This window comes from Neobacillus sp. B4I6, assembly GCF_050434045.1.
Classification (GTDB): Bacteria; Bacillota; Bacilli; order Bacillales; family Cytobacillaceae; genus Neobacillus.
Map to the genome: position 1 here is coordinate 1,142,466 of NZ_JBNPWB010000002.1, position 25,209 is coordinate 1,167,674.

Sequence of the window (25,209 nt, forward strand, 5' to 3'; positions counted from 1 at the left end):
AAGGATTAATATTAATTAACGATTCCAAAGGGAGTGAAATATTTGGGTCTCGATGTGTTGCTTTATGACAAGAACGATAAACGAATAGGAACGTACGAAATAACGGAATCCTTGCACAACGAAATATTTAACACTAAGAAACTTTGGCGGAGCTATCAGGAGTTAAGGAAAATAAGCGAATATTACCGCTCAGATGAAGAATATGAAGGGCAGACACTTATAGAATTAATCAACGATTTGAAAAGATACAAGATGTTTATAAGTGAAAATAAACAAGAAGAGTATCAAGAATTTATAAATGAAATCTCCCATCCATTCATTCACAAAATAAATATCGTAGGCGATTAAAATAAAGGGGATTTTTTCAACTAAAGGGACAGGTTAGTTTAATAAGGGTTGAAACCTATTCGGTGGGGAAACGTATAAAAAAATCAAGCACCATCCTTAATCATAGAAAGGATAGTTTATGACGGATTCAAGAAATAAAGATGAAAATCAAAAAATTGCTTTACCAAAACGCATTTGGAATTTTATGTGGGGGGATTCCCCACTTCCAGAACTATTCAACATAAATACCAAACTGAGTCCATTCGATAAAATTCTAATTGTTACTTGGTTCGTTTTGTTAATAATTTCAATTGGAACCTCTTTGTTATCAATACGTATACCTATGTACCTTATCATTACGCTTCCAATTCTAATGCTTGCATTGTGTTGTATTATCATCTTGTTTCGTAAAGAGTTTGGAAAACAGCGTTTTATCCAGCTGTTTATAACGATTTTTATGATGTTACTATCACAAGAATGGGTTGATTTGCCTTCCTATTTTAAAAATGATTATAAAACTGTTGAGGGAATTCCGACTAAATTTGAGTTTCATATGCCTCGAACTGGTCCAAGACTGTGGGAGGTCGTTGTGGATGACGTTAAGTTCTCTATGCCAGAAAAAATTAAGGATGAATCTTCCGAGCGATGGTTTGTAATACATTATCTCCCTCATTCTAAGTTTATTATCGATTATAAAATCCTAACAAAAGCAGAGACACGAACAGAACTACAAACACTTAAATAACTTGCTCTTCGTCAGCTAACGGGTGCTAGAGTTAAAGCTGGAGTTCGCTGCGGCGATCTTTTTGCTTGTTGTACTAACGAGCAGGATTGTTTAAGAAGGGTATCAAAGGATATTAAGTGTGCAAAGTGGAATATTATTTATACTTAATATTGTATAGAAAGGTTAATTGGGATGAAAAATAAAGAATTAAAGATAGTGGAAATACCAAAGTGGGGACACTATTTACGTCAAAAATGGCGTGAAAGTTTTGCAAGTCATCTATCAAAAGAGGAACAAAAAACGATAGATATGGACTCATTTTTATGGCACCTTTGTAGTTGGGAAAAGGTAATATGTCTTGAAAAAGAAAAAGCCATAAAAGCATTTGAACACCAAATAAAAAATAAATGTACAATTTTTTATCAATTCACAGATGAAGCTTACTTAGTTCAAAATACCAAAACTATCACAGTTAAAGATTTACCATATGAAGAAGACTATATGGATTATAGCTACATTTATATTATGGATTGGGATAATAAATGGACCTTTATCATAACTCACGAAACTGACTTAGGACTCGGACCGTATTTTATTCAGAAATCCTAAAAACAATCCTTTTTGTGAGATACTTCACTTAAAGTAACGGGTGCAAGAGTTAAAGATGAAGATCGCTGCGGCGGTCTTATTTTTCTTGTTCCACTAACGAAGCAGGTTAGTTTAAGAAAAAATCCAACTAACGAATTGCTAATTATGGTATAATTTAGGAAAAAATCAGGGGGTGGATTACTGTGTTTATGGTGATTATATTCTCTATTATTTTTGTAATTATAATTTTTTTAGCAATGATAAAAACAATAAAGGATAGTCAGAAAAAATAGACCTTGTTCAACTAACGGGTGCTTGAGCTGAAGGTCCGGCTACTTGTGCAGGATTTTTTTCTTTTTAAACTAACAGGGGGCAAGAGTTAAAGTGGGGATCGATGAGGTGGTTCTTTTTTGTTCCTGTGCTCAAGTAGTTAGATAAGAAAACGAGAATAAATGGGAAAAATTCCAAATTGAATAGGGGACATAATTAGGTTAAATTTTAGTTGTATTATTAAAGTATTTCTGGAGGAGAATTTTGTATGGATAAAGTAATTAATACTGGAAGCAAAATTAACTGGTTTGATGTAGGTTATCAAATTGTTATATTTGTAGTCTTGATTTCATTGATTGTGTTTTTAATTAAAATTATCAAGAAAGTGAAAAAGTGAATACGGTGCGATTCTTCAATAACGGAGATCGCTTTTTCCTTCTTTAAGTAACAACAGTTTTGTTAGAGGGATTAATTTCCAATATTTATGGTTGAAAAAATCGATTATTATAGAGGTATTCTTTACAAATAAGGCGGTTTTTTGAATTGAAAAAATGGGAAAATGTAGCTAGAGGTATTTTGTTTATGTTTATAGCTATTTTTGTTCGTCATCTTGATACAATTGGTAATTCATTCTGGCTTAATTCGTTGTATGCTATTATATTATTTTTTGGAGTTTCGTTTATGTTGTCTAAAATCAAATTCCTTCAAAAGTCAGTTACAAATAAAATGGCTTGGCTAACTTTGATAGCAACATTCATCATAATTGAAGTTTTCCGTTTTTTAATGATCTAATTTTTAACTCACAACTTATGGACTGTTTAGGCAGTCTTTTTTATTACCGTTATTAAACTAATGAAGCAGAATAGTTCAAGAATGAATACGGAACAATTGTTTGATTAAGGTTAAAGTTAAATACATATTACAAGGGTGTTGAAGAATTGTTTGATTTTTACTATATGTTACTTATATCAGTTGTAATGCTAATGGGTTCCATTGCTTACATTCGGTATTCTTTTAAAAAGAAAGCTATGTTAAATTCTAATGTTGATTTTTAGCCAAAATAGAAAAGACGTAGGTTTTCCTAGTCTTTTCTACACAAATAAAGGTACTAACTTGCTAAATACAGGGCTTTCAATATTTATTCCATCATCATTTACACCTTCAGTCCAATCATAAATATCGACGAACCCGACTATTGACCATTTGCTTATTAAATCATCAATATTTTGAGCTAATACAATACCGTGAAGATTAGGACCTCCATCCATTACATCGTGTTCAAGAAAAACAATGTTTCCCGTTCTAGTATCAATACAAAAAGCGTCACCGTTATGAAATAATACAATAGGTATCCAAAAACTCCAGTCATCTACCAATGCTTGTTTTCCTTCGTCGTATTCTTCGCTTAATTCTGCTTTAGTTTCTTCAACCATTTCTCTCATATCTTCAAACAGGTTCTTTATTTGAATCGGAGATATTAGATTCAATCCTCCGTATCGACAATCTTCACCGAAAAAACGCTTGCCATCATCATCCCAAGAAAAGCGTAGAGATGATGAGTGATTTATGAATAAATGTCGCAACGAATCAGGGAATTTAAAAGAGATGTGTGATTCAATTTCCGATAATTCATCCTGGCTTATTGGTTTATCATTTAATATTTCAGATACTTGTAGAGCATCATATTGAGATAATTTTTGACGAACGGCGTTTACTATATGAAAGATTTCCATTATCTTGTCACCTCCTATGAATTAAGCTAGCGCTAAAAAGTTGTCTTTCCATACATAACGCAAGTGAATCATCAAGTACTTCGACAGAACTTACATCAATACACTTTTTTATGATACTCAACTGATCACGGAGATATCTTGGATATCTTTTTCGTAACTCCTGAAAATACATCTGGGCCATCTCACCGTTTGTAAAGTGGCTACCCACAGCCTCCATTAATTCATTAAGTCCTCTAGAGCGGTCACGCTGATGGGATGAAAAGTTGATTTACGCAAGGCTTTATTGGTCTCTTGAACAGGAAATAAACACGATGTAATTAGCATACCTTTGATATTTTTGACGGACTGAGAAAAGCCTAATGTTTCAAGAAACCGGAACCACGCCAAATAATGCTCCAAATATTTTGAGGCTACACCATTGAAACGATTCATCCAACGCTTCAAACGACTGTGATAGTTGTTTACATTTTGGATGTGGTAAATGCCTTTTATTACTCGAATTTTCCCATCAGATTTAAACCGATAATGTTCAACTTTCTTTTCTTTTGCGTAGCTGCTAAAAGCTCTCCAAGAGTCCGTACAAAGGATATTATCTTTTGATAGGAGCGTTCCAATCTTCTTATCTAACCTTTTCTTAACAATCCTACCTTTCCCCAATACAGATGAAAGGGTGATTTTTTGGCGGTCACGAGCTACTAAAACACAAACTTGGTCATAGCTAATTCCTCTTTTATCAGAGGTGCCACCACGTTCTCTTGGTTCCCTGTCCGTAATGTTTCGTTTCCCTTTTTCGGAGTATAAAAAATATGTTTCATCCATCTCCACAATCCCACTAAATCCCTCTGTAGGAATCTGTTCCAGAGAAGATAAAATCTTGTGCCTCCAATAAAACAATGTCACCCAGGTTATTTCTCCAATAAGTTCTGCTGATTTTCTAAGCGAATATCCTTCTATCATACATTCAATAAATTTTAACCATTTATCTAATTTTCGTGTTCGGTTTAAAGGAGTGTTCGTTAGGTCAGTAAAGGTCTTCGAGCAATCTTTGCACTTATATCTTTGACGAATAACTGTTTTCGTTCCTACTGTTGTTTGGTACTTACCAAATCTCACTGCGTTCGCATTATGACAATGAGGGCAGGAAAAACCTCTCTCGCTTTTCCTTTCAGCTATTTCTGTCAATAACGGTTCTTTACCGTTTATTGTATGTTCAAGTGCATTTTGGAGGTAAGACAATAATCTTTGTTGAGACATATCATCTAATTTTTGAACTTCACGTATTATATCAACAAGATTCATCGTATTACCTCCGAACATTTATTCTAAATGAATTTTAGAACATTGGTTCGGAAAATGCAAATATCAACAATGAAATTTAACATAGCTAAAAAGAAAAAGAAACAAGGAAGTTCTTATAAAAAGCCGATGAAAGAAAGATTTATAATTATAACTTTTACACTGTTATCAGCTATTATGTTTTTATATTCTATACGATTTTTACCAACTGTAATACTTAATCAAATTGAGGAATATAAAGGGGTCTGTGAAGTTTTTATTTACGATAATGTTAGAGGTGGGGGAGGTTTACAAGTTTATTTTGGGGGAAAGAATATTTCTTTTTCTCGACAAGGATATAATGTAGACCAGGAAGGAAATTACTATTGTGAAGTGGAGTATTATCGTAATTCTGAAATAGGAAAATCATTAAAAATTTATGATTTAAATGACCGTAAATTAGTGAATCAGAAATAATGGTTCCTATTACCTTTTTGTTCAACTAACGGAGTGCAATAGTTTAAGATCAACATCTGTTTCGGCGGCTTTTTTTACTTGTTCCACTAACGGGGCAGGATAGTTGAAGAAGGATTTGATATAATTTCTTTAAGATTATTTTTAGAGGTGACAACTAGATATGGATTGGTTAGACATAGTAGCTCTAAGTGTATTTTTTGGATTGAAAAATTGGTTTAAGAATAAAAATTTTATTTCAGCTTTAAAGGAATTCCTTATTACATTATTATTTATTGTTCTTTTTAAAATAATTTTTTCTTATATAGAAATCCCTGATTTACCCGAAAGTCTTAATGCGTTAATATTTGCAGGACCTATTGTATTAATAACCATTGTTTTATTGTTTAGAGCGTATAAAAAGAATAAAAAATAATTTGAATTTGTTTCGAAGATACCTTCATAATAGAGCCTTGTTCAATTAACGGGTGCAAGAGTTGAAGAGCCAGCTGCCATTTTGGTGGTTTTTTCTTTTTAAAGTAACAGGGCAGGTTAGTGAAAGAAGGACTATCTATATTTAGACCAAAATGAGGGTAGATTAAACCAAAAGAATTGTAAGAGGTGTTATATGAAACAATTTGTTTTGGGTATCTTTATTATCTCAATTTTTGTTGCTTGTCCTACATTTTCAAAGAACCGAGTATTTGCAGAAACTAATACTAATGTCGAAGAAAAACATACTGATTTTTATGATGCTTTATTAGTTTTGTTAGACCCTTATGCGAGGAAAGCTATAAACAATAAGTATCCAACTCGCAGTTATGGGTTATGGAATGCAGAAATATTAGAAGTTAATCGAAAATCAGGTGGATTTTCTCAATATGATTTTACGATAAAGATTAAATATGATACTTATACAGGTTCACATAATCCACCAGAAGGTCCTGTCACACTGACTTTTGATGTAAAGTTAGAAGGGGTTACTGTAACTGATGTTCGAGAGTGATTTTTAAGAATATTTCTTCTTCAGCTAACGGGTGCGTTAGCAATAAAAAATCCCTGTATCGATTAGTTCACAGTTTAACCTCGATAAGGGATTTCTATTTTTATTAATGTATTCCTATTCTCCAGCGTCGTCACCACCATCACCTATATCTCCATCCCCATCATCTATAATCTCATCATCTTTATCATTGAAGTAATCATTAATTGTCTCTATTAGAGATTTCTTTTGTTCTATTGGTTCTTTATCAAATAGATTATAAGAACTGTTTCCTAAAAAAGTTTGTATTGAGAAGGTCTGAATAGTGTGTCTCCTATTCACTATCTGTATAATGAAGAGAATCATAATTGTTATAAATACTATGAAGGCAATAAAAAGAATTTTAAACAAAATGAATTCCCTCCTATCTTGTCCTTAATTAAACGTATGTATTTAATACCTTTTTATACCAATTAATTGACTGATGTAACTGATTCTATTAACCATTTCCTTATTCTTCTTCAACTAAAAGGTGCTTGAGTTCAACAATATTTGGCTGCTATGGTAGCCTTTTTTTGTTTTTCCGCTAACGGTGTAGGTTTGTTTAGGAGGATTTTACCAATAATGTATAGAATAAGAAATCAAATATAGCGTGAGGAGGAGTTACATTGTCTATTTGGAACGAAAGAAGTACGATTGAAAAAATTGCCTTTGTTTTGGGACTAATTGGGGCAATTCTTGGTGGTATAGTTTGGGGTGGTTATCATTGGGGTGGAGGGATTTTATGGGGACTTATACAATTGGATGATTTTAATAAGCCAGATTCACAATTGGACACCTTAATATATTATATTTTCTTGTTTATACCCGCTTGTTTATCACTTACGTCGGTATTGTTTAATAAAAAGTATCTTATGTATTTAGCAATATTTTTACATTTACCAATTGGAGATTTTATCGGTGGAATGCCAAAAGGATTAGGTTCATTTACTACTATTCAAATAGTTTGGTTTCTTTATGTAATATCGGCTGTTTTAATGACTGTAAAAATCAAAACTAGAGACAACCGAAATATTGGTTTTAATATTGAAAATTCGAAGTAATACGTCAATATTATTTGACTAACAAGGTGCGATGCTTTAAAAAGGCATCGCCGTTTTTATTTAATTACCTAACTCATTGTGAAGTATTGTACTTAAACTAATGGGTGCTTTAGCTCAAGAACGATTTTGCTGCTACGGCAGCCTTTTTTCTTGTTCCACTAACGGGCAGGTGTGCGGCCGAGCCTAGGTCGTATCATATAGCGGGTGGGATTCCCGTCGAGTAAGAACTAGCCATTCGCTCGTAGCGAGTCTTGGAGGGCTAAAGGTAACTTTAGTCTTTAAGCGTAGACAGTTAGGTGGCGGGCCGAAAGCCAAATGGTTGAAGGGATTGAGCTCCATAATGTTAGTAAATCGAGAGGGCTGATGCTTTACCTGCAGCGGAAAGCTACATTTTATCCTTCGTTAGGGGCCAGATGGATAAAACCTCTTTGGAGTCAGAGACCTTGGCACGTTAAACATCGATATGATACGGCAACTCGGGATACCCTACCGGTCTTTTCTCGTTAGAAGAGTATGGTGTACAAGCGATAAAAAGCAAGGAGACTAAATGCTGTGTAGGGAGTCGGATAGCAGCGTAGTACCAATGAAGTTGGGTAATGCCGATGGAGGAAAGGCTAGCTACCAGTTATCGCCCTTACTAGGGAAACATTTACTACACTTATAGGTAGAGATAAATGGAAACAAAACTACTAAGGATAGCAGAAGTAGCAAAATCTCAATCTATGAGACTAGCTACATTTTGTGAATGGTAACTAGGAGGAGCCGTGTGCATTAATAGTGCAAGCACGGTTCTGTGAGGGGGGGGAGTACAATCTACCGAAAGGTAGAAAGGCTCCCTTCTACTCGACTAGTTGAATAAGGGTTATAATTACAATGAAGTATTTTTATTGCTTTCAGAATTTATTAGGAGGTTTTTCCTTTGAAAAAAACAAATATTTCTTTCGTTATATTCGCCATATTTATAACAGTTTTAAATCAGTTTATTTCTCCGATTTTCTTCGATGTGGGTCCCAATAGTGGGTACACTGGCTTAGCTATAATTTTTTTGGCTACGGCACTATTAAATCATCTTAGGGAAAATTAAATTAGATGATTCTTTCCTTGTTGCACTAAAGAAGCAGGTTAGTACAATAAGGTTATTAATCTGGTTCAAGGGAGATAAATATTAATGGTGGTGATAAAGTGGAAACAAATATTTTATTTTATAAAATTCAAAAGGATACAGTTTCAACTGAGGATTATGTAAATTGGTCTCACAATTTATTAGAAAAAGATGTATCGTCACCATCCTTAAATATTCTCTCTTCATTTTCATTCGATGATAATATATTTGAAGTCGAATTGTATTTTAAAAGAGCATTAGATGAATTGGCAATAAAGGAGCCAACCTTTGAGATATGTGCAAGAGCCTATATAGTTTTTTTAGCAAATAGAATAATAAAAGCTAATGACCATAAAGAAATTTTCAATTTAGCTAATATGATTTTTCAAGTTGTTGCTATTGAGTTAGATAATTCAGATGGTCTGTATGCTTGGTTTGAAATTAGTGAATTGATTGATAGACTTGATTATGATGATAAATCTTTTGTGTTAAATGAAGAGGATGTAATATCAAGGATAAAGAATGAAGCTGAAATCTTAATAAGATTAAATATTAACATTCCTTATGGTGCTAACGGGGGCAAGACTTGAAGAATGGTGGTTGCTCCGGCGATCCTTTTTTCTTCTTCAACAAACGAAGCAGGTTAATTAAAGAGGGGATTAAGTAATGAAGTTCGACTTGACTATAAATTCTAAAAGACGATATGAAAACTTTATAAAAAGTGTTTCGGAAAGTAAGACAGTTTGGGGATTAAAGAGTGAAGATGGATGGTGTGTTTACGAATCGAACGATAATAAAGATACAGGAGTTATGCTTTTTTGGTCGGAAGAAGTATATGCACGACAATGTGCAGTTGAAGAATGGATGCATTATAAGCCGACATCCATACCGTTAGATAAATTTATTAATTGGCTTTACAAAATGAATGCAGATGATTTATTAGTTGGTGTTAATTGGAATACGAATTTAATTGGGTTAGAAGTAGACCCCTTTGACTTATATAAAGAGTTAGGAGAAGTAGTATTGTTAGAAATTTACGAAGTAAGGGAAAAAATTAAACAGTTAGATGAATCATCTGCTAAAAGTCTTTTAATGATAATTTATGCAAGACTTGATACTGCATTAAATGGTACGGGTGGTGATGAAGTCATCAAACAAACTGTTAAGGATTTATTTGATATGTATTCGAAACTTCCAGACAGTAAAAAATTCAAAAAGTAATAAATTCTTATTGCACTAACGGGTGCAAGAGTTCAAGGTCTACATAAAATACAAACTTTTTTACGAAAGGTAAAGGGAAATCTCGTTTTGAGAAATCCCTTACTGTTCTTTTATATTATATTTCTTCATCAGCTCTTTAGCTTGTTCGATTCCTTTCTCTGTTAGATATACTGATTTTGATCGCTTGCTGTCACGAATGAAATCATTTTCTGATAGGTCATTTAGTGACTCAAAAGGATAACCTTTCCAACTTCTTTGAGCTTCACCTAAACCATAATCTTCTTTAAAAGACGTTAAATGCAACAATAATAGAGTTAATTCATCAATCTGATCTGTCATTTGAGTGAAGTCCTTTCCTTTTTATTCATATTGTAACTAAAATAATGTTATTATTTCAAAGTTGAAAAATAAATAATTCGATAAAATCGAACGGCAAATCAATTGTTAGATAAATTTTCTTTTATGGTTACAGAAGGACCAGTTTAAGAGTTAAAGGAGTGTTGGTTATTGAAAAATCATATTAAAGTAAATGGAAAGCTTCTTCAAACAAACAAACCTTTTTCACAATTAAAAAATAGTCAAAAGGAATGGATTGCAACAGAACTTCGTAAACTCTATCACAATCAGATGAAAGAAATAGGTACAACAAAGAAATTAACCCCAGATCACCGAAAAACCGTTATTTCGTCTCTATATGAAAAGATTCAGAATAGAGAAATATGGATTCCTTATGGAGAAGTAGAAAAATATGCAAACAGTAAAATAACAAAGATAGTAAAAGCTTTAAAAAAAGAAATCCCTAAGTTGAACGAGGACATTGAAGCTGAGTATGCAAAAAAATAAAATAAAAAAGAAGCCTATGTAGTTCCGTGAAGGTCCCTTTTTTAAAGAGTTAATCTCTTTTCTTATTGAAGTAAAAGGGCAGAATAGTTTAAGAAGATTACGACTCAATTGAATTAGGGAAATGACTATATAGAGGTGAAATTTGATGAATTTTAAACAAATGACAGAAGAAGAAAAACGTAAATTGCTTATTGCAATGTACTTTCTACGAAAAGGTTCACATCAATTAAATCGTTTACACGATGAATTTAGCCGTAGAGATAATGATGATGAAATAAAGGAAGCAATGGAAAAGGAAAACAACCTTTTTCGAGCAATAGCACGTTTTGATAATATGTACCTTTATTCAGAAGATGAAACTGAAAATGAGGAAATAGGAAAATTAGAGGATAAAATTTTTGAATGGATTGAGGATTACGGATTTACCGAGGACATTAAGAAATATTTTGATAAGAATAGTATTATGTTCAGCTAACGGGTGCAAGAGATTAAGTCTGAAAGCTGCTTCGGCAGCTTTTTGCTTGTTCCACTAACGTGGCAGTTTAGTGGAAGAAGGAAAATAAATCTAAACCATAGAATAAGGTAATATATAATGCCTTAAGTAGGTTAATAAAGAGATGAGTGAAGAGTATTATTTGGAGGGGGAAAAATGCTAATTAAGATTAAGGAAAGATATTCAAAAAGTAATAAACCAATATATTTTATGCATTTGTTACTCTTTGTTTTAGGCATTATGCTGTTCATAAAAGGATATATTGAGGGATTTTCATCTGTTTATATAAGGTCTGCTTGTATTGTAGGTTCACTTATGAGTTTGCTTGGTGTTGTTGAAGATATATTAATAAAATCAAATAATAAGTGGAATTACCTTTCCAATATTGCTTCGGTTGGCATTTTCATAATGGTCTTCTTTTATTACTAATGGTTGCAGTTTAGTTTAATAAGCAGGGAAATGCCAGGTGCATCTTCCTTACCTGGGTTATATAGATTTTGTTCAACTAACGGGTGCAAGAGTTAAAGAACTGCGGCTGCTGCGGCAGCCTTTTTTGTTTATTCCACTATCGGGCAAGGTTAGTTGAAGAAAGAATGGTAAAATAAAATATGTAAAATTATTTTCACTTGGTGGTGTTTAGGATAGATAAATTCAAAATATATGAAGAATTGAAAACTTTAAAGGAAAGTCTATATAACCCTTTTCCATACAGAGATACTGATAATATACAAGAGGATTTCAATAAGGAACTTTCCGAGGAGGATTGTCTGACAGGCGATTTAAACACATATTGGATGAATATTGCAGGAAGCCTAAGTTATGTCTTGAAAGGAAATTCAAAAAGTATTCCCCAAGGTCAAATAGAATGGCTTCATTTATCTTTCTTTGATATATTTCATCAATATCGCTTTTTAGAAGATAAAATGGCTGATTATCCAACATTTTATGAAGAGTATATGAATAATGAAAAAGCACGAAAATTATTATTAAATTATTTATCATTTAACTAATCCATATTCAGCTAACGGGTGCGATGCTTAAACAAGGCATCGCCTTTTTTGGTTCGACCAACAAAGCAGATTGTGAAGTATTGTACTTAAATTATCGGAGTGCATTAATACAATAAATTCGGATCGCCTTAAGGCGGTCTATTTCTTTTTACGTATATAGAGGGTAACCTTTTGTTGTTCAATAATTAACAGGGGTGTTATTTCAAATAAGGTATCGCATCTTAATTAACGAAATAAAAAAATATAATGTAGGGTTGGTTTTTAATTGTTTCTTAAAATATAATATTTAAGTTACTTTTACTTGGAAGTGACCAATACATAAAAAAGGTGATATAAAAATGACTCATCCGTTATTGTTAGAAAACATAGTCTATATGCCAGATTTTGTATGTTATATCCTTAAACGAAATATTTATCCTATTAAAGTAAAAGACCTTCATTTGGGAGATAGTTTTGAAACTTATGATGACATAACAGATGATGGTTATCCTGTTATCGATTCACCATTAAAAGTTGATACTTGTATTCTCTACCAAAAAGTTAGGACAGGTCTTCGTATAGAATATCAGAGAAGTTTTTGTTTATCTTATGGTATTGAAAAATGGAATGAAGATTATGGATTAAACATTAGAGAATATATGGCAAAAGAGGCTAAGATAGTTTCCGAAAAGGCTTATTTAACATTAGAGGAATACGAAAACAATGATGAATCACTGAGTATCCAATTCTCATTCGTAAGAGAAAATAGCTTCGGTGTATTAAAGGACGTAATAGAACTAGCAGAATCAATGATACAAAAATTAGAGCAAGAGGTATTGGAATCATTATAAGGAATTCTTTGAACCCACATCGTTTATTCTAACGAATTAGTCACTTCAAGAACTAGCTGCCATTTTAGGCAGCTTTTCTTATTGAACTAATGAAGCAGGTTACTTGAATAAGGATAATTGTAAATGCTTCGGGTAAAATACCCCTAAATATTATATTAGGGAGAAGTAAAAATGAACCAAAGGTTTTCTCTTTTATTACTTATGTTCAGTATCATAATTTTTGGAATAAACAACGTAACTGTATTTGCCAATTCAAATGGAGAAGTAAAGCCTTTTAAAAGCGTATGTATACAAGAATTTGAAAAGAAAAGTAAAGAGTTTGATAAAAAAGTGTTAAAGGATATTGTTAAGAGCTATAACCTAGATATATCAGATTATCAAGAATTTACCCACGATGACTTAAATTTAAAAGTAGGGGATAACCTTGATGAGCATTCTGACAAAATATCATTACAGCATCTATTTGTAGGCTCCAGTATAGGTTCAAGGAGATTATTCTTAGAAAGTGGTCTGGAAGGCACAAAGGGATATTTCGTTTATAAAAGAATAGATGGAAACAATGTATTAAAGGAATTACATAAAATGGGTAAAGTTTGGGTTGTAATGTCGGAAAATGAAAAGCAATCAGTTAGGTATCGACTAAAGCCATTTAATTGGGATAAATGTAAGGGAAATTAACAAATTATTATATCTTTATTTCTTCTTCAACGGGTGCGATTCTTCAATAAAGAAGGATCGTTTTTTGCTTATTCAAGTAACGGTGCAGAATAGTTAAAGAAGAAGGATGGAAAAGATAAGGATTGGCAGTTACAGTATATTAGGAGGTATGGAGTGTATGGAAGGTCAAATAAAAGTGGAATTTGAAATAAATGCTGTCGGCGAAGAGACAATAAATGGTTACGATAGTTCATATAAAAATTATGAAATTGCAAGAACAAAAGTTCTGCCAAAGACAGTAACATTGGGGAATCTCGAAGAGATTATTAACGAACTTTTTGCTGAGATTCAGTCAACGTATGACCAACCAGAACATTTAACAGCCAAGATAGTTATTAGAGCGAAAAAAGAGAAAAAGAAAATTATGTATCTTGGGTAAAAGGGGCAACCTTCTTAAGCTAACGGGTGCGATGCTTCAATAACGAAGGATCGCTTTTTGCTTATTGAAGTAACGGGGCAGGTTACTTCAATAAGCTGTTAAGCAGGGATTAAATAAAATTAAGTGGAATATTAACTGTTGTGACAATTTTTCGGGGGTGGGAAATTGAAGATTGGCTTTTTTCGGAATCTCAATAAATTAGAGACTTACGCCACAAATAGACGGCAAATTAAGCAGCTTTATTTTTACAGCGAAGAAGAGATTTATGTTTCTTTCGGTCTAAATAGAAAATTTGAATTTGATAGTCGTTGCCCACGACCTCCACAACTAAACGGTATTGTTGTTGCTTCAGTTTCCTTTAACAGAGACAAGAAAATAAACATTAATTTTTACCCTATATCCCAAGACCTCTATAACCAAAGTGCGACCAATGAATTTCATAATGAGGTGCTACCATCGATTAAGGAATGGGTTCATAACCAAACCTCGAAACCAGAAACAGCAGTTTTAGGTGTGGAGCAATTTTTAATCGAGTGGGATGGAAAAACTCACTTATCCCATCAGCTCAAATTCCTGTAATTTAAAAATTAATATTTCCTTATTGTGTTAGATGAGGTATTTGTTGAAGACTAAATTAATTAGGCATTTCAAATTGGAGGTTAACATATGGAAATTAATAAAATTCAGCCATCTACTATATTAGATGCTGACCAAGTTGATGAAATCATACATTTTTATGCTGGAACCTATATTCAAAACTTGGTTTTCTATAACAAAACTCGCTACTTGAAAAGCGATTTTAACGGAAACATATTACCTGATGAGGATAACTATATAAGAACTAGGTCTCTTTGGTATGCAGATTTAATTAATGGAATGACTAAGGAAATTGTTCCTTTTGGCAAATATGATATTAACGATTTCCATATTGCTCAAAATTATGTTTATTTTATCAAAATAACGGACAAAGATGGGGATGGTCATCTAGATGATGATTATTCAAATGGAGGGGAAATCTGGCGAGTAAATCGATTCAATAATATTGTTGAATTCTGTTTCGATTGTAAGGATAAATTTGACCACTTTAGTTTTGAAACTGCCAATGATGACATAGTTGTGTACAGAACAGAGGATGAGGTAACTGAATTGATATTTATAGATTTAATGAATAATCGGATTGCCTATCTATTAAGTTCTTACGACAATGATGATAATTTTTTCGACTTTAGGTTTGTAGAAGATGAGAACAAGAATCCAACACATTTTCTTACAAAAAAGTGGGTTTCTGAAGCTGAACCAAGTTCTCCTTCACATACACTAAACTGTATTACTTGGTCTGATTTGATGAATCAATTGGATTGGAAAACGATTTAAATTCACTTTAAACTTTGTGAAAAATGGCACTTAAAGTAACGGGTGCAAGAGTTTAAGTAGGATCGTAAAAGCTGCGGTACTTTTTTTCTTTTTCCACAAACGTGGCAATATTATTGAAAAGTAAGAGGGAATTTTTTGGGGGATGATAGCTTATAACCGAAAAAAAGTTTCTTTTGGGAGTGGAAAATAAATGAGAAGATATATTGAATTTACTTTAGATGTAAAGCCTTTTCAAGCGGTTCAACTTATTATGGATGACAAGGATTTAAAGTCAGCTTTAATATTTGAGGATTATAAAGTAGCTGGTGAAGACGAAAAAGAGATTTCAATATTAGTATTCGAAAAATTTTTTCTCCGAACTGGTAATACTGCTACGTTAACTGTCACTGTCGATAATTTTAACGGAGTGACAATTGTAAAGTGTATTTCAGCAGGAAATGGAGACGGAATTTTGGATATTGACTGGGGGGCAGGGAAAAACTTTTTTAAACCAGTAAGAAAAAAACTGGAATCACACATTATTGAAATAACGGAGGAGACATAATAGCTTTGATTTTAAAGTATGTGAAAAGATGTACTTAAAGTAACGGGTGCATTACTGGAACAACGGTAATGCTTTTTTCTTCTTCAAGTAACGGGCAAGTTATTTGAAGAAGGGATTAATGTTCATCGTACAGAATTATTTGATTTATTAACGAGTAAAGGAGATTAATAATGGAGTTCGATTTGACTATAAATTCTAAAAGACGATATGAAAACTTTATAAAAAGTGTTTCGGAAAGTAAGACAGTTTGGGGATTAAAGAGTGAAGATGGATGGTGTGTTTACGAATCGAACGATCATAAAGATACAGGAGTTATGCTTTTTTGGTCGGATGAAGCATATGCACGACAATTTGCAGTTGAAGAATGGATGCATTATATGCCGACATCCATACCGTTAGATAAATTTATTAATTGGCTTTACAAAATGAATGCAGACGATTTATTAGTTGGTGTTAATTGGAATACGAATTTAATTGGGTTAGAAGTAGACCCCTTTGACTTATATAAAGAGTTAGGAGAAGTAGTATTGTTAGAAATTGAAGAATTAAGGGAAAAAATTAAACAGTTAGATGAATCATATGCTAAAAGTCTTTTATTAATAATTTATACAAGACTTGATACTGCAATAAATGGAACGGGTGGGGATGAAGTCATCAAACAAACTGTTAAGGATTTATTTGATATGTATTCGAAACTTCCAGACAGTAAAAAATTCAAAAAGTAATAAATTCTTATTGCACTAACTGGGTGCTTTTGTTGAATAAGAACACCAGTAAAAGTACTCCTTTAGTGGGGGATCCATAAATTGATTACACTTCTTATCAAGTCATAAAACCTTATATCTTATATATAGGTGTATTAATTGACATCCCAGAGGCATGCTTTTGGCATCCAACTTAAAATAACCAACGATAATTTTTGATTATTAGAAAATACAATAGGTAGCAAACCTCTTGATAAATAAGCATTTATAGAAACTGTCGGTAACAATAAATAACTATAAAGAATACAAGAATCGTCCTTGACAAGGTTGTGTTCTGCTGAATCATGCGGGATTCCTTTGGCCGGTTTTTTTGGTACCATGCTTGGTCTAAATCGTCTTTCTAGACCTCCATACGTGATCCTCGGTGCGAAACACCTGCCCAAATAATAGAGGTTGTCTTTGACAAAGCCCTTCCCATAGGGAAGGGCTAACTCTTTATTTTAAATTTTTTCGTCCTTGTTCATATTTCTCTTCATGCATATGATCTACATAATCATCTGAAATTTCACCTAAATGAAGCATGTTTTCACCGTTGTCCACAACCTCCAGCGAATCAAAAAATTCTTTAGGTATATTAAAGTCCATCAAAAGTTCCCCTGAAGTACTGTAGATACTACCAGATAAATTACCTTTTGGAGGTTCCTCCATTTTTAACAAATCCTTTAACGTTACAGGTTGGCCGTTAACCTTAAAGTTCATTTTAATTTCATACAAATTAATTGTTTGCTCCAATATTTGAACCATTTCATCAAGGCCTTGGTCGCTTAATTGACTAGGATCTTCTACATTCACGAATTTTTCCCATAGGGTATCATTTGTTGCGATTTGGTCAAGTTGATCCTTATTTTTTTCTTCTACTGCTGCTAAATAGTTAAAGAATTTTTCTGATTCTTCTTCAGTAATGCCAAATTCCCCTAGTGCATTTTCGATTTCGGCCATATACTCATCATTGTTTACATAAAATTCAACTGATGTATCCAAATCCTCTATAAATTTATAGTCATTCAAGTTATCACCAAAATGGTCCATTAAATCATTAAATTCTTTCTCGGTCAAACCATATTTAGTTAATAACTCCTGAAAATTTTGCGAGTTAATTGGGGTACCCATGACATCTTTAAGTTCTTCCACAGTGCTAAAATCATCTAATGGAATTTCATAGTAGGAAAGATAGTCAAGTAACTCTTGTTTAGTCCATCCTATTTCAGCTAAATATTGATTCAATTCATTTTCTGGTGGAGCTGCATTCGCTGAAGGAACATTCAATAGGAGTGGCAACGTGAGCATGAGCACGATCATAACCTTAATACGGACCATTGGGACCCTCCTTTAATTTTGGTGCATCTTTAATTTACCCTGTTGAGGGATACTTAGAAATATAAACATACCTAATTCTTCTGGAAGTCACACCAAGATTACACAAAAATGAGGCAGATGAATAGACAGTTATACTTACCGTATGGACGGCCTCGCTTTTTTGTAAACAAAAATAATTTTATCCTATAAAAGATGTTAAGGTCTTTCGTAGGGAACATGGTGTCATACAAGAAAAGGATACCCGCCTATAGAATAAACTCTAAAACCATTTAAAAGTTTCTGAAATGTAAAGGATAAGAAAGATTTAATCGCTATTCTTCCCGATAGTTCATTTTCATAAAAACGTGTGTTATGTGAAATCCTATTCTTACTGGAACAAAATGGAGGAAGTTATAAATGAGAGAGATTCAAGAAAAAGGTCTATTTTGGCATTGGGGAATAAGGATGTACAGATTACGCTGGGCAGTAACAATTTTTTGGATATTGTTATTTATAGTTTCTGCATATTTTGTCCAAAAACTACCTGATAGGCTTAAGGAAAGTGGATTAATTTCGAAGGGAAGCGAATCGGACCTCGGATTTTCATTAATGAAAAAGGAACTTGGGACGTCACCATCTACAGTCACTATTGTTTATACAAGTCATGAAACAGACTTAACAAGTGAACAAGCGAAGAAGGACATACTTCAATCATTAGATAAATTAAAAAAACAAAACTATGTTGAAAAGATTCAGATCAATTCTACACCTCGTTTAAAAAAGGATAAGGGAATACAGTCTATTGTTGTGGAACTTAAACTAAAGAATCAAGAGGCTCTTAACCATTTTTCAGAGATGAAAAGGCTGATGGGGAAGCCAAAGGGTATGGATACATATGTTGATGGAGAAATTGCTACAATTCATGAAGTACAGCAGGCGACAAAACAAGATATGGCACATTCAGAAAAGATTGGCCTTCCGATTGCCTTACTTGTTCTATTATTTATTTTTGGAACTGTATGGGCAGCAATTATACCTCTGTTAGTTGGTATGATGAGTGTATCACTGACACTCGCAATTACTTATTATCTTACTGAATTTTACTCGCTTTCAAATTTTCTTCCAAATATCGTTATGATGTTAGGTCTTGCGATCGGGGTTGATTATGCTCTTTTTCTTGTCAGTCGTTTTCGAGAGGAATTAAAAAGACAGCAATCAGTAGAAGAAGCTGTAGCAATGGCTACACAAACAGCAGGGCAATCTGTTTTCTTTTCTGGATTTGCTGTACTAATAGGTATGTTTGGTATGCTTTTTATAAAACTCCCCATTATTTACTCTTTATGCCTGGGTGGTGTGCTAGTGGTCTTTTCAGCAATGATCCTATCTTGCACGCTTCTACCCTCGTTACTAGGTATTTTGGGCCATCGTATCAATTCTCTTAAAGTATTCGCACGTACTCAAAAGAGAATGGAAAACACCATCATGTGGGAGCGAATCGCCCTTTCTGTAATGAAACGGCCAGCCGTATTAGCCATCGTAATAAGTACTCTGTTATTATCACTCATGCTCCCTATTGTTCGTATGAAAGTAGGAGTTCCTACTGCAGAAGTATTGCCCCCATCATATGAATCAAGGAAAGGGGCGGAATTGTTAAAAGAAAATTATGACGTACGGAAATCAAGCCCGATTTTTATAATTGTTAAGGCAAAAGAAAATGTAACAGAAGTATCATCCATTAGGAGAATTAAGAAATATGAGGAAAAGATTCACCGATTGCCTGGTGTGCTATCGGTTCAAAGTTTTATCGATGTTCTTGGTAATCGTACACCAGAAGAAACCTTTCAACTACTTAAGTTAAAAGGCACACGTGACCGAATGAAAAATGAAAGTTTATTGAGAGGTAATTATGCTTTGCTTACAGTTGTACCACGGTCAAAGCCAAATTCGACCGAAGCCTCCAATCTTGTTCACAAGATACGGAAGGTATCAGTGAATGACTTGGAATCGCATGTAACTGGGCAAACCGCTTTGCTTGTGGATATGTTGGATCGAATAAATTCAGGTTTACCGTTGATGATATTATTTATTATATCTGTGACTTACTTGATATTGTTGTATGCTTTTAAGTCGGTTCTAATTCCGCTTAAAGCGATCATGATGAACGTCTTAAGCCTTGGATCAAGTCTAGGAATAGTGGTAATTATTTTTCAGTATGGATGGCTCACTGATTTACTAAATATTACATCTATTGGCTATGTTAGTATCATTATGCCTGTAACAATCTTTTGTATTGTGTTTGGTATTTCAATGGATTATGAAGTCTTTTTAATATCAAGGATTAAGGAAGAATACGATAGGTCAGGTGATAATGAAAAAAGCACAGCCGCAGGACTCCAGAAAACGGGTCGTCTTATCAGTAGTGCTGCATTAATTTTACTAGTAGTTGTGGGTTCATTCATTTTTACCAATATTGAGATTACAAAAGCACTCGGTGTTGGTTTATTTTGTGCTATTTTCATTGATGCTACCCTAATCCGAATTATCGTGGTTCCTGCTTTAATGAAACTGCTCGGTCCTGCAAACTGGTGGGCTCCCAGATGGATTGTAGGTAAATAATTGGAATGGTTAAAAAGTTGAATTATTATATGGCTGAGCATTGGTAACCAGCGATACGATGGCTTGGCTCTGTATCGCTGGTTGCTCCTAACATAAATAAGCAACTTACTTTTTTTTTATTATCAATTATTTATCTCTAAGTCACTTTACAAGTATTTTTTTCTAAAAATCTAGTCCATTTAATTATTTCCAATTTTTTTAATTGAGAGTATAGTAGAGTATTTATATTAGTAGCTTTTTAGTCCTTATATTTAATAAAAGGTCGCTTCGGCGACTTTTTTGTTCCATTAAACGAGCAGTCAAATTGAAGAAGGATTCTTGTAATTGAGCAAACGGTGGCAAGAGTTCGGAGAACGGGGATTACCGCAGCTACCCCTTTTCTTATTCAGTTAACGGGGCAGTTTAGTTGAACAAGGATTGATATTAAAATGGGCTGTTAAATTTAAAGGAAATTTCGATTAAAGTGTAGAAGTCTACTGGGGAAAAATGTTTAAAAAGTGGAGGGTAAAATGATTTTTTTTGATATAGACGGTACTTTACTTGACTATGATTATGCAGAACGGGAAGGAATTTTAGATTTTTTCCGAACTAACCCTTATCTTTTTTCTTTTACGGAACAACAGGCTATTGAAGTTTGGAAGCAACTTTCTAGTGAATACTTTGAGAAATTTTTAGATAATGAGTTGTCATTTCAAGAACAAAAAAGGGCACGAATGATTGAACTTTTTAAAAAGGTTGAAATTAACCTAACAAATGAAGAGGCTGATAAGAAGTTTGAGAGTTATTTGTCTTTTTATAAGAAAAATTGGAAGGCTTATGCAGATGTCATAGAGGTTTTAGACAAATTGAAGGAACTGGGTTATCCATTAGGTGTTATTAGTAACGGGGATTATCGACAACAAGTGGAAAAGCTACAACGTATGGGTGTAGAACAATACTTTGACTGTGTTATTACCTCAAGTGAAGTAGGTGCAGCAAAACCAGACAAAACTATCTTTATGGAAGCCTGTAGACATACAAATAGTCCTATTGAAAACTGTTACTATGTTGGGGATAGGTTAGATACTGATGCATTAGGTAGTAAAATGGCTGGAATGAGAGGAATATGGTTAAATCGAACAGATAAACAACGTCATCCAGAAATTATTGTAATAAGTTCTCTCCAAGAATTATTAAAAGTTATTGCATAAATCAATTCTTTTTTTTCGATGAATTTTAATAATTTTCTTCTTCTTGAATGAGGTGGAAGCGTGAAATATACTTGTCGTTGTTGTGGTTATAAAACATTAAATGAAGAACCACCAGACACCTATGAAATTTGTGAAATCTGTTTTTGGTTACCAATATAAATATCCAGATGAAACTGGTGCCAATTATGTTTCCTAAAAGAAGCACAACAAAATTTTATAAAATTTGTGGCTCGCGATAAAGACAGTATTAAGTTTGTAAGAAAACCAAATAAGTCCGATATAAAGGACCCTAATTGGAAACCGTTATAAGTGGATATTGAATGGTTGTTCTTTCACTAACGAGGTGCAATAGTTGAACAAGGAGTTGCGGCAGGAGCTCCATTTCTAATTAATTTGTCAGGTTAGATGCCTTTAATTTTTGAATCAGTGCCATGTTTTCTATGATTTGATATACTTTTCAAGGGTGATTAGAATGTTTCTGAAAAGAATTACACTTTTACATGAAGATATTCCCTCTTTTGACCGTTATCCGTTTTCAATTCCTTCTATAAGAAACCTCCAAGAGGTTGATTTAGAAAGCCATGTAACATTTTTTGTTGGCGAAAATGGCTCTGGAAAATCTACATTGTTAGAAGCTATTGCAGACAGATGTGATTTCAATACTGCGGGAGGTGGACGTAACAATACATATAATGTTTATGCATCAGAATCAATGCTTGGCAAATATATTAGGCTTTCATGGTTACCTAAAATAACGAATGGATTTTTCCTACGAGCAGAATCCTTTTACAACTTTGCAACTCATATTGATAAAGTGGATGATACAGGGTTTAGGGATTACGGAGGTAAATCTCTTCACAGACAATCTCACGGAGAATCGTTTTTATCATTATTTTTACATCGTTTTAAGGGGAAAGCTATATACCTTTTAGATGAACCAGAGGCGGCGTTATCGCCAACTAGACAGTTGACCTTTTTAAAAGTTATTCATGACTTGGCTTCTAAAGGTAATGCACAATTTATCATTGCAACACATTCACCAATCCTATTGGGGTATCCAAATGCAAATATTCTAAGTTTTGATAATGGTCATATTTCAAAGATTGAATATGAAATGACCGACCATTACCAGATAACAAAATACTTTTTACAGCATAGAGAAAAGTTTCTATCCGAAATATTCAGCGAAGATTAATAATATAAATTCTTGAACTAACTAGTGCTTTCATATAAGAACAGGCTGCCATTTCGGTGGCTTTTTCTTATTAAACTAAAGTAGCAGTTTAGTTGAAGAAGGAGTTTTAATGTCTTATGTAGAAAAAGTAGTTAAAGAGCTAATATTTATATAGCAGGGGGTATAATGGAGTCCTTAATTAAAGAGTTAATAGAACAATATGGGTACGGAGCAATATTTTTATTAATCGCACTTGAAAATGTATTCCCCCCTATTCCGTCAGAAGTCATTCTTACTTTTGGTGGATATATGACATATGGAACAAACTTAAGTATTACAGGTGTTATTCTTTCATCAACGTTTGGTTCAATAACAGGAGCCATTTTTTTATATGGGCTCGGTTTATTATTAGATGTAAAGAGATTAGAAACAATTATCGAGAAATATGGAAGGGTTTTACGGTTAACAAAAGAGGATATATATCGTGCGGACACCTGGTTTGATAAATATGGTATATGGACAGTTTTATTTTGTAGATTAATTCCTCTAATTCGAAGTTTAATTTCTATTCCAGCTGGTATGTCAAATATGAATTTCTGGCTATTTTTAATTTTTTCAACAACAGGGACTCTTGTTTGGAATACAATTTTGGTTCATTTAGGAGCTCGATTAGGAGCTGATTGGGAACATATCACTAACTTAATGGATAGGTTTTCGAACATAGTTTACATACTTATTATTATTTTAATTTTGATAGTAATAGGTTGGTACATTAAGAAAAGAAGAGAGAGAAAAGATATGTAAAATTTCTTTCTTTCTTATTTCACTAACGGGGTGCAATAGTTTAAGATCATCAGCTGCTTCGGCGGCTTTTTTACTTGTTAAACTAACGGGCAGGATAGTTCAAGAAGGATTCTGAAGTTAAAATGTAGAAAAGGTACCTAGTAGAGAACGAAAGGTTGAAATCTTTGAAACTTAGACAAATGGCAGTTGCTTTCCTTTTAAGTGGTTGGCAAAAATTAGAGTAAAGGAGAAGTTAAAATGAATATAGACCTTATTGCAAGGCTAAAGAAAATAGATGAATTTTTCAATTCTTTTATAGAAGGAGACCAGTTTAAAAGGTATCAAGGAAGAAGTCTAGTTTTCTTTTCACTGGGTAATTCAGATTTAGATTCTAGGTATGACATTAGTAACTTCTTGGTTGATAAAGGCGTGGATGTCCGATGCTTGAACGATGAAAACGAAAGTGTTTTGCATGTGTTATTAGGGCAAACAAAACATGATTTAGATAGAACAATTGAATTGTGTAGTAAATTTTTAAGTTTAGGTGTTGACATTAATGCCCTAGATAACAAAAAAAGAGTTGCATTTCAATCTATTTTAAATATGAAATATACTGACGAACAATTAAGGACCCTTTACGATTTGTGGTTTTCACAACCATATCTTGAATTAAAAGTTCCCAACGCATGGGGATTAACTCCAATAGACTTGGCACAAAAAGTTCCTTATAGAAAAGAAGTATTGGAAAGAATGCAGAAATATGTTGAGAAATTTTAAAACTGTTCTTCAACTAACGGGGGCAAGAGTTGAACATTGGAGTTTTTTCGGCGGCTCCTTTTCTTGTTGAGCTAACGGGGCAGGTTAGTTAAATAAAGATATATTATTATTATCAAATGTAAAAATCCATTATAAGGGGCTAAATAAGATATGAACAAAGAAGAATTTATCAAAACTTTATATCAGTCAATAATTAAGGAAAATCGAAATATCTACCGTGATTTATTTATCAATACTGATATTAATGAAGTTACGGATTCTTATTGGAAAGAAGCATTGAAGTTATATACAGAACTTACATACGAAAATAAAGAGATACTATACAAAATAATTGAACAAGTAGAAGTGGATGCCGTGTCTAATATTTTAGGAGTGTTAGATGGGGTAGTATCAATATCAGAAGAGGATATTGAAATTGAGGTAATGATTAAGGGTAATAATGAAAAAATTAATGGAGATTTACAAGATTTATTCTTGGAGTATGATGAAGAAAATAGGTAATTTGTTGAACTAACGGGGTGCTTTAGTGTACATAATATATAAGGTGAAATGAATGCTGTGGGGAACACTGGTTGGTTTAGTCGGTCTACTATCTCTTATGTTAGGGATAAGGCATAATAAAATGATACACAAAGAAGAAG

32 protein-coding genes and 1 pseudogene are annotated in these 25,209 nt (G+C 33.1%); 28 read left to right on the forward strand and 5 right to left on the reverse strand.

Going from position 1 to position 25,209, the window contains the following annotated elements; genetic code table 11:
- Positions 1-42: 42 nt before the first annotated feature.
- From QF028_RS07720 to QF028_RS07735, 4 genes are all read left to right on the forward strand, one after another.
- Positions 43-348 (forward strand): hypothetical protein, encoded by a 306-nt coding sequence (locus tag QF028_RS07720; protein ID WP_429464715.1) that lies wholly within the window; start codon positions 43-45, stop codon positions 346-348.
- A gap of 118 nt (positions 349-466) precedes the next feature.
- On the forward strand, positions 467-1,072 hold the full coding sequence (locus QF028_RS07725) for a hypothetical protein (RefSeq protein ID WP_429464716.1): 606 nt from the start codon (positions 467-469) through the stop codon (positions 1,070-1,072).
- Between the two features lie 171 nt (positions 1,073-1,243).
- Entirely contained in the window at positions 1,244-1,660 is a 417-nt protein-coding gene (locus QF028_RS07730; RefSeq protein WP_429464717.1) for a DUF4275 family protein, read from the forward strand.
- 517 nt (positions 1,661-2,177) lie between these two features.
- Positions 2,178-2,306 (forward strand): hypothetical protein, encoded by a 129-nt coding sequence (locus tag QF028_RS07735; RefSeq protein ID WP_429464718.1) that lies wholly within the window; start codon positions 2,178-2,180, stop codon positions 2,304-2,306.
- 694 nt (positions 2,307-3,000) lie between these two features.
- On the opposite strand, the gene QF028_RS07740 is transcribed toward QF028_RS07735, so the two are convergent.
- Together QF028_RS07740 and QF028_RS07745 are read right to left on the reverse strand one after the other, a co-directional pair.
- Positions 3,001-3,642, reverse strand: coding sequence for an SMI1/KNR4 family protein (locus QF028_RS07740; RefSeq protein ID WP_429464719.1), 642 nt, complete (start codon positions 3,640-3,642; stop codon positions 3,001-3,003).
- A 216-nt stretch (positions 3,643-3,858) separates the two neighbouring features.
- A complete protein-coding gene (locus QF028_RS07745; RefSeq protein ID WP_429464720.1) occupies positions 3,859-4,941 on the reverse strand; it encodes an IS1595 family transposase in 1,083 nt (360 codons plus the stop codon).
- 54 nt (positions 4,942-4,995) lie between these two features.
- Between QF028_RS07745 and QF028_RS07750 the strand changes: the two genes are divergently transcribed.
- The 3 genes from QF028_RS07750 (at position 4,996) to QF028_RS07760 (ending at position 6,376) form a co-directional block, all read left to right on the forward strand.
- Positions 4,996-5,394 carry a hypothetical protein gene (locus tag QF028_RS07750; protein ID WP_429464721.1) on the forward strand — a complete coding sequence of 133 codons (399 nt, stop codon included), beginning with the start codon at positions 4,996-4,998 and terminating at the stop codon, positions 5,392-5,394.
- Positions 5,395-5,554: 160 nt separating this feature from the next.
- Positions 5,555-5,806 carry a hypothetical protein gene (locus QF028_RS07755; protein ID WP_429464722.1) on the forward strand — a complete coding sequence of 84 codons (252 nt, stop codon included), beginning with the start codon at positions 5,555-5,557 and terminating at the stop codon, positions 5,804-5,806.
- A gap of 192 nt (positions 5,807-5,998) precedes the next feature.
- Entirely contained in the window at positions 5,999-6,376 is a 378-nt protein-coding gene (locus QF028_RS07760; RefSeq protein ID WP_429464723.1) for a DUF3888 domain-containing protein, read from the forward strand.
- A 114-nt stretch (positions 6,377-6,490) separates the two neighbouring features.
- On the opposite strand, the gene QF028_RS07765 is transcribed toward QF028_RS07760, so the two are convergent.
- On the reverse strand, positions 6,491-6,763 hold the full coding sequence (locus QF028_RS07765) for a hypothetical protein (RefSeq protein WP_429464724.1): 273 nt from the start codon (positions 6,761-6,763) through the stop codon (positions 6,491-6,493).
- A gap of 257 nt (positions 6,764-7,020) precedes the next feature.
- Between QF028_RS07765 and QF028_RS07770 the strand changes: the two genes are divergently transcribed.
- The 3 genes from QF028_RS07770 (at position 7,021) to QF028_RS07780 (ending at position 9,778) form a co-directional block, all read left to right on the forward strand.
- Positions 7,021-7,455, forward strand: a complete 435-nt coding sequence (locus QF028_RS07770; protein ID WP_429464725.1) for a hypothetical protein — start codon at positions 7,021-7,023, stop codon at positions 7,453-7,455.
- A 1,182-nt stretch (positions 7,456-8,637) separates the two neighbouring features.
- Positions 8,638-9,147 carry a hypothetical protein gene (locus QF028_RS07775; RefSeq protein ID WP_429464726.1) on the forward strand — a complete coding sequence of 170 codons (510 nt, stop codon included), beginning with the start codon at positions 8,638-8,640 and terminating at the stop codon, positions 9,145-9,147.
- Positions 9,148-9,223: 76 nt separating this feature from the next.
- The gene (locus QF028_RS07780; RefSeq protein ID WP_429464727.1) at positions 9,224-9,778 is read left to right on the forward strand and encodes a DUF2750 domain-containing protein; all 555 of its coding nucleotides are present in this window, start codon (positions 9,224-9,226) and stop codon (positions 9,776-9,778) included.
- A 99-nt stretch (positions 9,779-9,877) separates the two neighbouring features.
- On the opposite strand, the gene QF028_RS07785 is transcribed toward QF028_RS07780, so the two are convergent.
- Positions 9,878-10,117, reverse strand: coding sequence for a DUF6429 family protein (locus QF028_RS07785; protein WP_429464728.1), 240 nt, complete (start codon positions 10,115-10,117; stop codon positions 9,878-9,880).
- Positions 10,118-10,285: 168 nt separating this feature from the next.
- Between QF028_RS07785 and QF028_RS07790 the strand changes: the two genes are divergently transcribed.
- The 11 genes from QF028_RS07790 (at position 10,286) to QF028_RS07840 (ending at position 16,693) form a co-directional block, all read left to right on the forward strand.
- Entirely contained in the window at positions 10,286-10,621 is a 336-nt protein-coding gene (locus QF028_RS07790) for a hypothetical protein (protein WP_429464729.1), read from the forward strand.
- 142 nt (positions 10,622-10,763) lie between these two features.
- Positions 10,764-11,096, forward strand: a complete 333-nt coding sequence (locus tag QF028_RS07795) for a hypothetical protein (RefSeq protein ID WP_429464730.1) — start codon at positions 10,764-10,766, stop codon at positions 11,094-11,096.
- 174 nt (positions 11,097-11,270) lie between these two features.
- Complete coding sequence (locus tag QF028_RS07800; protein WP_088088155.1) at positions 11,271-11,543, forward strand: hypothetical protein; 273 nt, start codon at positions 11,271-11,273, stop codon at positions 11,541-11,543.
- Between the two features lie 239 nt (positions 11,544-11,782).
- Positions 11,783-12,124 carry a YxiJ family protein gene (locus QF028_RS07805; protein WP_429464731.1) on the forward strand — a complete coding sequence of 114 codons (342 nt, stop codon included), beginning with the start codon at positions 11,783-11,785 and terminating at the stop codon, positions 12,122-12,124.
- Positions 12,125-12,462: 338 nt separating this feature from the next.
- The gene (locus QF028_RS07810; RefSeq protein WP_429464732.1) at positions 12,463-12,954 is read left to right on the forward strand and encodes a hypothetical protein; all 492 of its coding nucleotides are present in this window, start codon (positions 12,463-12,465) and stop codon (positions 12,952-12,954) included.
- Positions 12,955-13,125: 171 nt separating this feature from the next.
- A complete protein-coding gene (locus QF028_RS07815; protein WP_429464733.1) occupies positions 13,126-13,632 on the forward strand; it encodes a hypothetical protein in 507 nt (168 codons plus the stop codon).
- 157 nt (positions 13,633-13,789) lie between these two features.
- Positions 13,790-14,050 (forward strand): hypothetical protein, encoded by a 261-nt coding sequence (locus tag QF028_RS07820; RefSeq protein WP_429464734.1) that lies wholly within the window; start codon positions 13,790-13,792, stop codon positions 14,048-14,050.
- Between the two features lie 165 nt (positions 14,051-14,215).
- The gene (locus QF028_RS07825) at positions 14,216-14,629 is read left to right on the forward strand and encodes a hypothetical protein (RefSeq protein WP_429464735.1); all 414 of its coding nucleotides are present in this window, start codon (positions 14,216-14,218) and stop codon (positions 14,627-14,629) included.
- 87 nt (positions 14,630-14,716) lie between these two features.
- Complete coding sequence (locus tag QF028_RS07830) at positions 14,717-15,424, forward strand: hypothetical protein (protein ID WP_429464736.1); 708 nt, start codon at positions 14,717-14,719, stop codon at positions 15,422-15,424.
- Positions 15,425-15,614: 190 nt separating this feature from the next.
- Complete coding sequence (locus tag QF028_RS07835; protein WP_429464737.1) at positions 15,615-15,968, forward strand: DUF6054 family protein; 354 nt, start codon at positions 15,615-15,617, stop codon at positions 15,966-15,968.
- Positions 15,969-16,138: 170 nt separating this feature from the next.
- Positions 16,139-16,693: a DUF2750 domain-containing protein gene (locus QF028_RS07840; protein WP_429464738.1), complete on the forward strand. Its 555-nt coding sequence runs from the start codon at positions 16,139-16,141 to the stop codon at positions 16,691-16,693.
- A gap of 474 nt (positions 16,694-17,167) precedes the next feature.
- On the opposite strand, the gene QF028_RS07845 is transcribed toward QF028_RS07840, so the two are convergent.
- On the reverse strand, positions 17,168-18,049 hold the full coding sequence (locus QF028_RS07845; RefSeq protein ID WP_429464739.1) for a processed acidic surface protein: 882 nt from the start codon (positions 18,047-18,049) through the stop codon (positions 17,168-17,170).
- Between the two features lie 396 nt (positions 18,050-18,445).
- Between QF028_RS07845 and QF028_RS07850 the strand changes: the two genes are divergently transcribed.
- The 7 genes and pseudogenes from QF028_RS07850 (at position 18,446) to QF028_RS07880 (ending at position 25,069) form a co-directional block, all read left to right on the forward strand.
- Entirely contained in the window at positions 18,446-20,644 is a 2,199-nt protein-coding gene (locus QF028_RS07850; RefSeq protein WP_429464740.1) for an MMPL family transporter, read from the forward strand.
- 509 nt (positions 20,645-21,153) lie between these two features.
- Positions 21,154-21,834, forward strand: a complete 681-nt coding sequence (locus QF028_RS07855; RefSeq protein ID WP_429464742.1) for an HAD family hydrolase — start codon at positions 21,154-21,156, stop codon at positions 21,832-21,834.
- 60 nt (positions 21,835-21,894) lie between these two features.
- A pseudogene (locus QF028_RS07860) lies at positions 21,895-22,143 on the forward strand (CPCC family cysteine-rich protein).
- 163 nt (positions 22,144-22,306) lie between these two features.
- The gene (locus tag QF028_RS07865) at positions 22,307-23,029 is read left to right on the forward strand and encodes an AAA family ATPase (RefSeq protein ID WP_429464743.1); all 723 of its coding nucleotides are present in this window, start codon (positions 22,307-22,309) and stop codon (positions 23,027-23,029) included.
- A gap of 165 nt (positions 23,030-23,194) precedes the next feature.
- Positions 23,195-23,812 carry a DedA family protein gene (locus tag QF028_RS07870; RefSeq protein ID WP_429464744.1) on the forward strand — a complete coding sequence of 206 codons (618 nt, stop codon included), beginning with the start codon at positions 23,195-23,197 and terminating at the stop codon, positions 23,810-23,812.
- 237 nt (positions 23,813-24,049) lie between these two features.
- Positions 24,050-24,568, forward strand: a complete 519-nt coding sequence (locus tag QF028_RS07875; RefSeq protein ID WP_429464745.1) for an ankyrin repeat domain-containing protein — start codon at positions 24,050-24,052, stop codon at positions 24,566-24,568.
- Between the two features lie 150 nt (positions 24,569-24,718).
- Positions 24,719-25,069 (forward strand): transposase, encoded by a 351-nt coding sequence (locus QF028_RS07880; RefSeq protein WP_429464746.1) that lies wholly within the window; start codon positions 24,719-24,721, stop codon positions 25,067-25,069.
- Positions 25,070-25,209: the final 140 nt, after the last annotated feature.

Coding starts and splice junctions, on each gene's coding strand:
- QF028_RS07880 (WP_429464746.1), top strand. CDS start 24,719: ATGAACAAAGAAGAATTTATCAAAACTTTATATCAGTCAATAATTAAG.
- QF028_RS07785 (WP_429464728.1), bottom strand. CDS start 10,117: ATGACAGATCAGATTGATGAATTAACTCTATTATTGTTGCATTTAACG.
- QF028_RS07750 (WP_429464721.1), top strand. CDS start 4,996: ATGCAAATATCAACAATGAAATTTAACATAGCTAAAAAGAAAAAGAAA.
- QF028_RS07850 (WP_429464740.1), top strand. CDS start 18,446: ATGAGAGAGATTCAAGAAAAAGGTCTATTTTGGCATTGGGGAATAAGG.
- QF028_RS07810 (WP_429464732.1), top strand. CDS start 12,463: ATGACTCATCCGTTATTGTTAGAAAACATAGTCTATATGCCAGATTTT.
- QF028_RS07845 (WP_429464739.1), bottom strand. CDS start 18,049: ATGGTCCGTATTAAGGTTATGATCGTGCTCATGCTCACGTTGCCACTC.
- QF028_RS07820 (WP_429464734.1), top strand. CDS start 13,790: ATGGAAGGTCAAATAAAAGTGGAATTTGAAATAAATGCTGTCGGCGAA.
- QF028_RS07870 (WP_429464744.1), top strand. CDS start 23,195: ATGGAGTCCTTAATTAAAGAGTTAATAGAACAATATGGGTACGGAGCA.
- QF028_RS07835 (WP_429464737.1), top strand. CDS start 15,615: ATGAGAAGATATATTGAATTTACTTTAGATGTAAAGCCTTTTCAAGCG.
- QF028_RS07855 (WP_429464742.1), top strand. CDS start 21,154: ATGATTTTTTTTGATATAGACGGTACTTTACTTGACTATGATTATGCA.
- QF028_RS07725 (WP_429464716.1), top strand. CDS start 467: ATGACGGATTCAAGAAATAAAGATGAAAATCAAAAAATTGCTTTACCA.
- QF028_RS07815 (WP_429464733.1), top strand. CDS start 13,126: ATGAACCAAAGGTTTTCTCTTTTATTACTTATGTTCAGTATCATAATT.
- QF028_RS07745 (WP_429464720.1), bottom strand. CDS start 4,941: ATGAATCTTGTTGATATAATACGTGAAGTTCAAAAATTAGATGATATG.
- QF028_RS07730 (WP_429464717.1), top strand. CDS start 1,244: ATGAAAAATAAAGAATTAAAGATAGTGGAAATACCAAAGTGGGGACAC.
- QF028_RS07840 (WP_429464738.1), top strand. CDS start 16,139: ATGGAGTTCGATTTGACTATAAATTCTAAAAGACGATATGAAAACTTT.
- QF028_RS07755 (WP_429464722.1), top strand. CDS start 5,555: ATGGATTGGTTAGACATAGTAGCTCTAAGTGTATTTTTTGGATTGAAA.
- QF028_RS07865 (WP_429464743.1), top strand. CDS start 22,307: ATGTTTCTGAAAAGAATTACACTTTTACATGAAGATATTCCCTCTTTT.
- QF028_RS07780 (WP_429464727.1), top strand. CDS start 9,224: ATGAAGTTCGACTTGACTATAAATTCTAAAAGACGATATGAAAACTTT.
- QF028_RS07740 (WP_429464719.1), bottom strand. CDS start 3,642: ATGGAAATCTTTCATATAGTAAACGCCGTTCGTCAAAAATTATCTCAA.
- QF028_RS07760 (WP_429464723.1), top strand. CDS start 5,999: ATGAAACAATTTGTTTTGGGTATCTTTATTATCTCAATTTTTGTTGCT.
- QF028_RS07800 (WP_088088155.1), top strand. CDS start 11,271: ATGCTAATTAAGATTAAGGAAAGATATTCAAAAAGTAATAAACCAATA.
- QF028_RS07735 (WP_429464718.1), top strand. CDS start 2,178: ATGGATAAAGTAATTAATACTGGAAGCAAAATTAACTGGTTTGATGTA.
- QF028_RS07830 (WP_429464736.1), top strand. CDS start 14,717: ATGGAAATTAATAAAATTCAGCCATCTACTATATTAGATGCTGACCAA.
- QF028_RS07875 (WP_429464745.1), top strand. CDS start 24,050: ATGAATATAGACCTTATTGCAAGGCTAAAGAAAATAGATGAATTTTTC.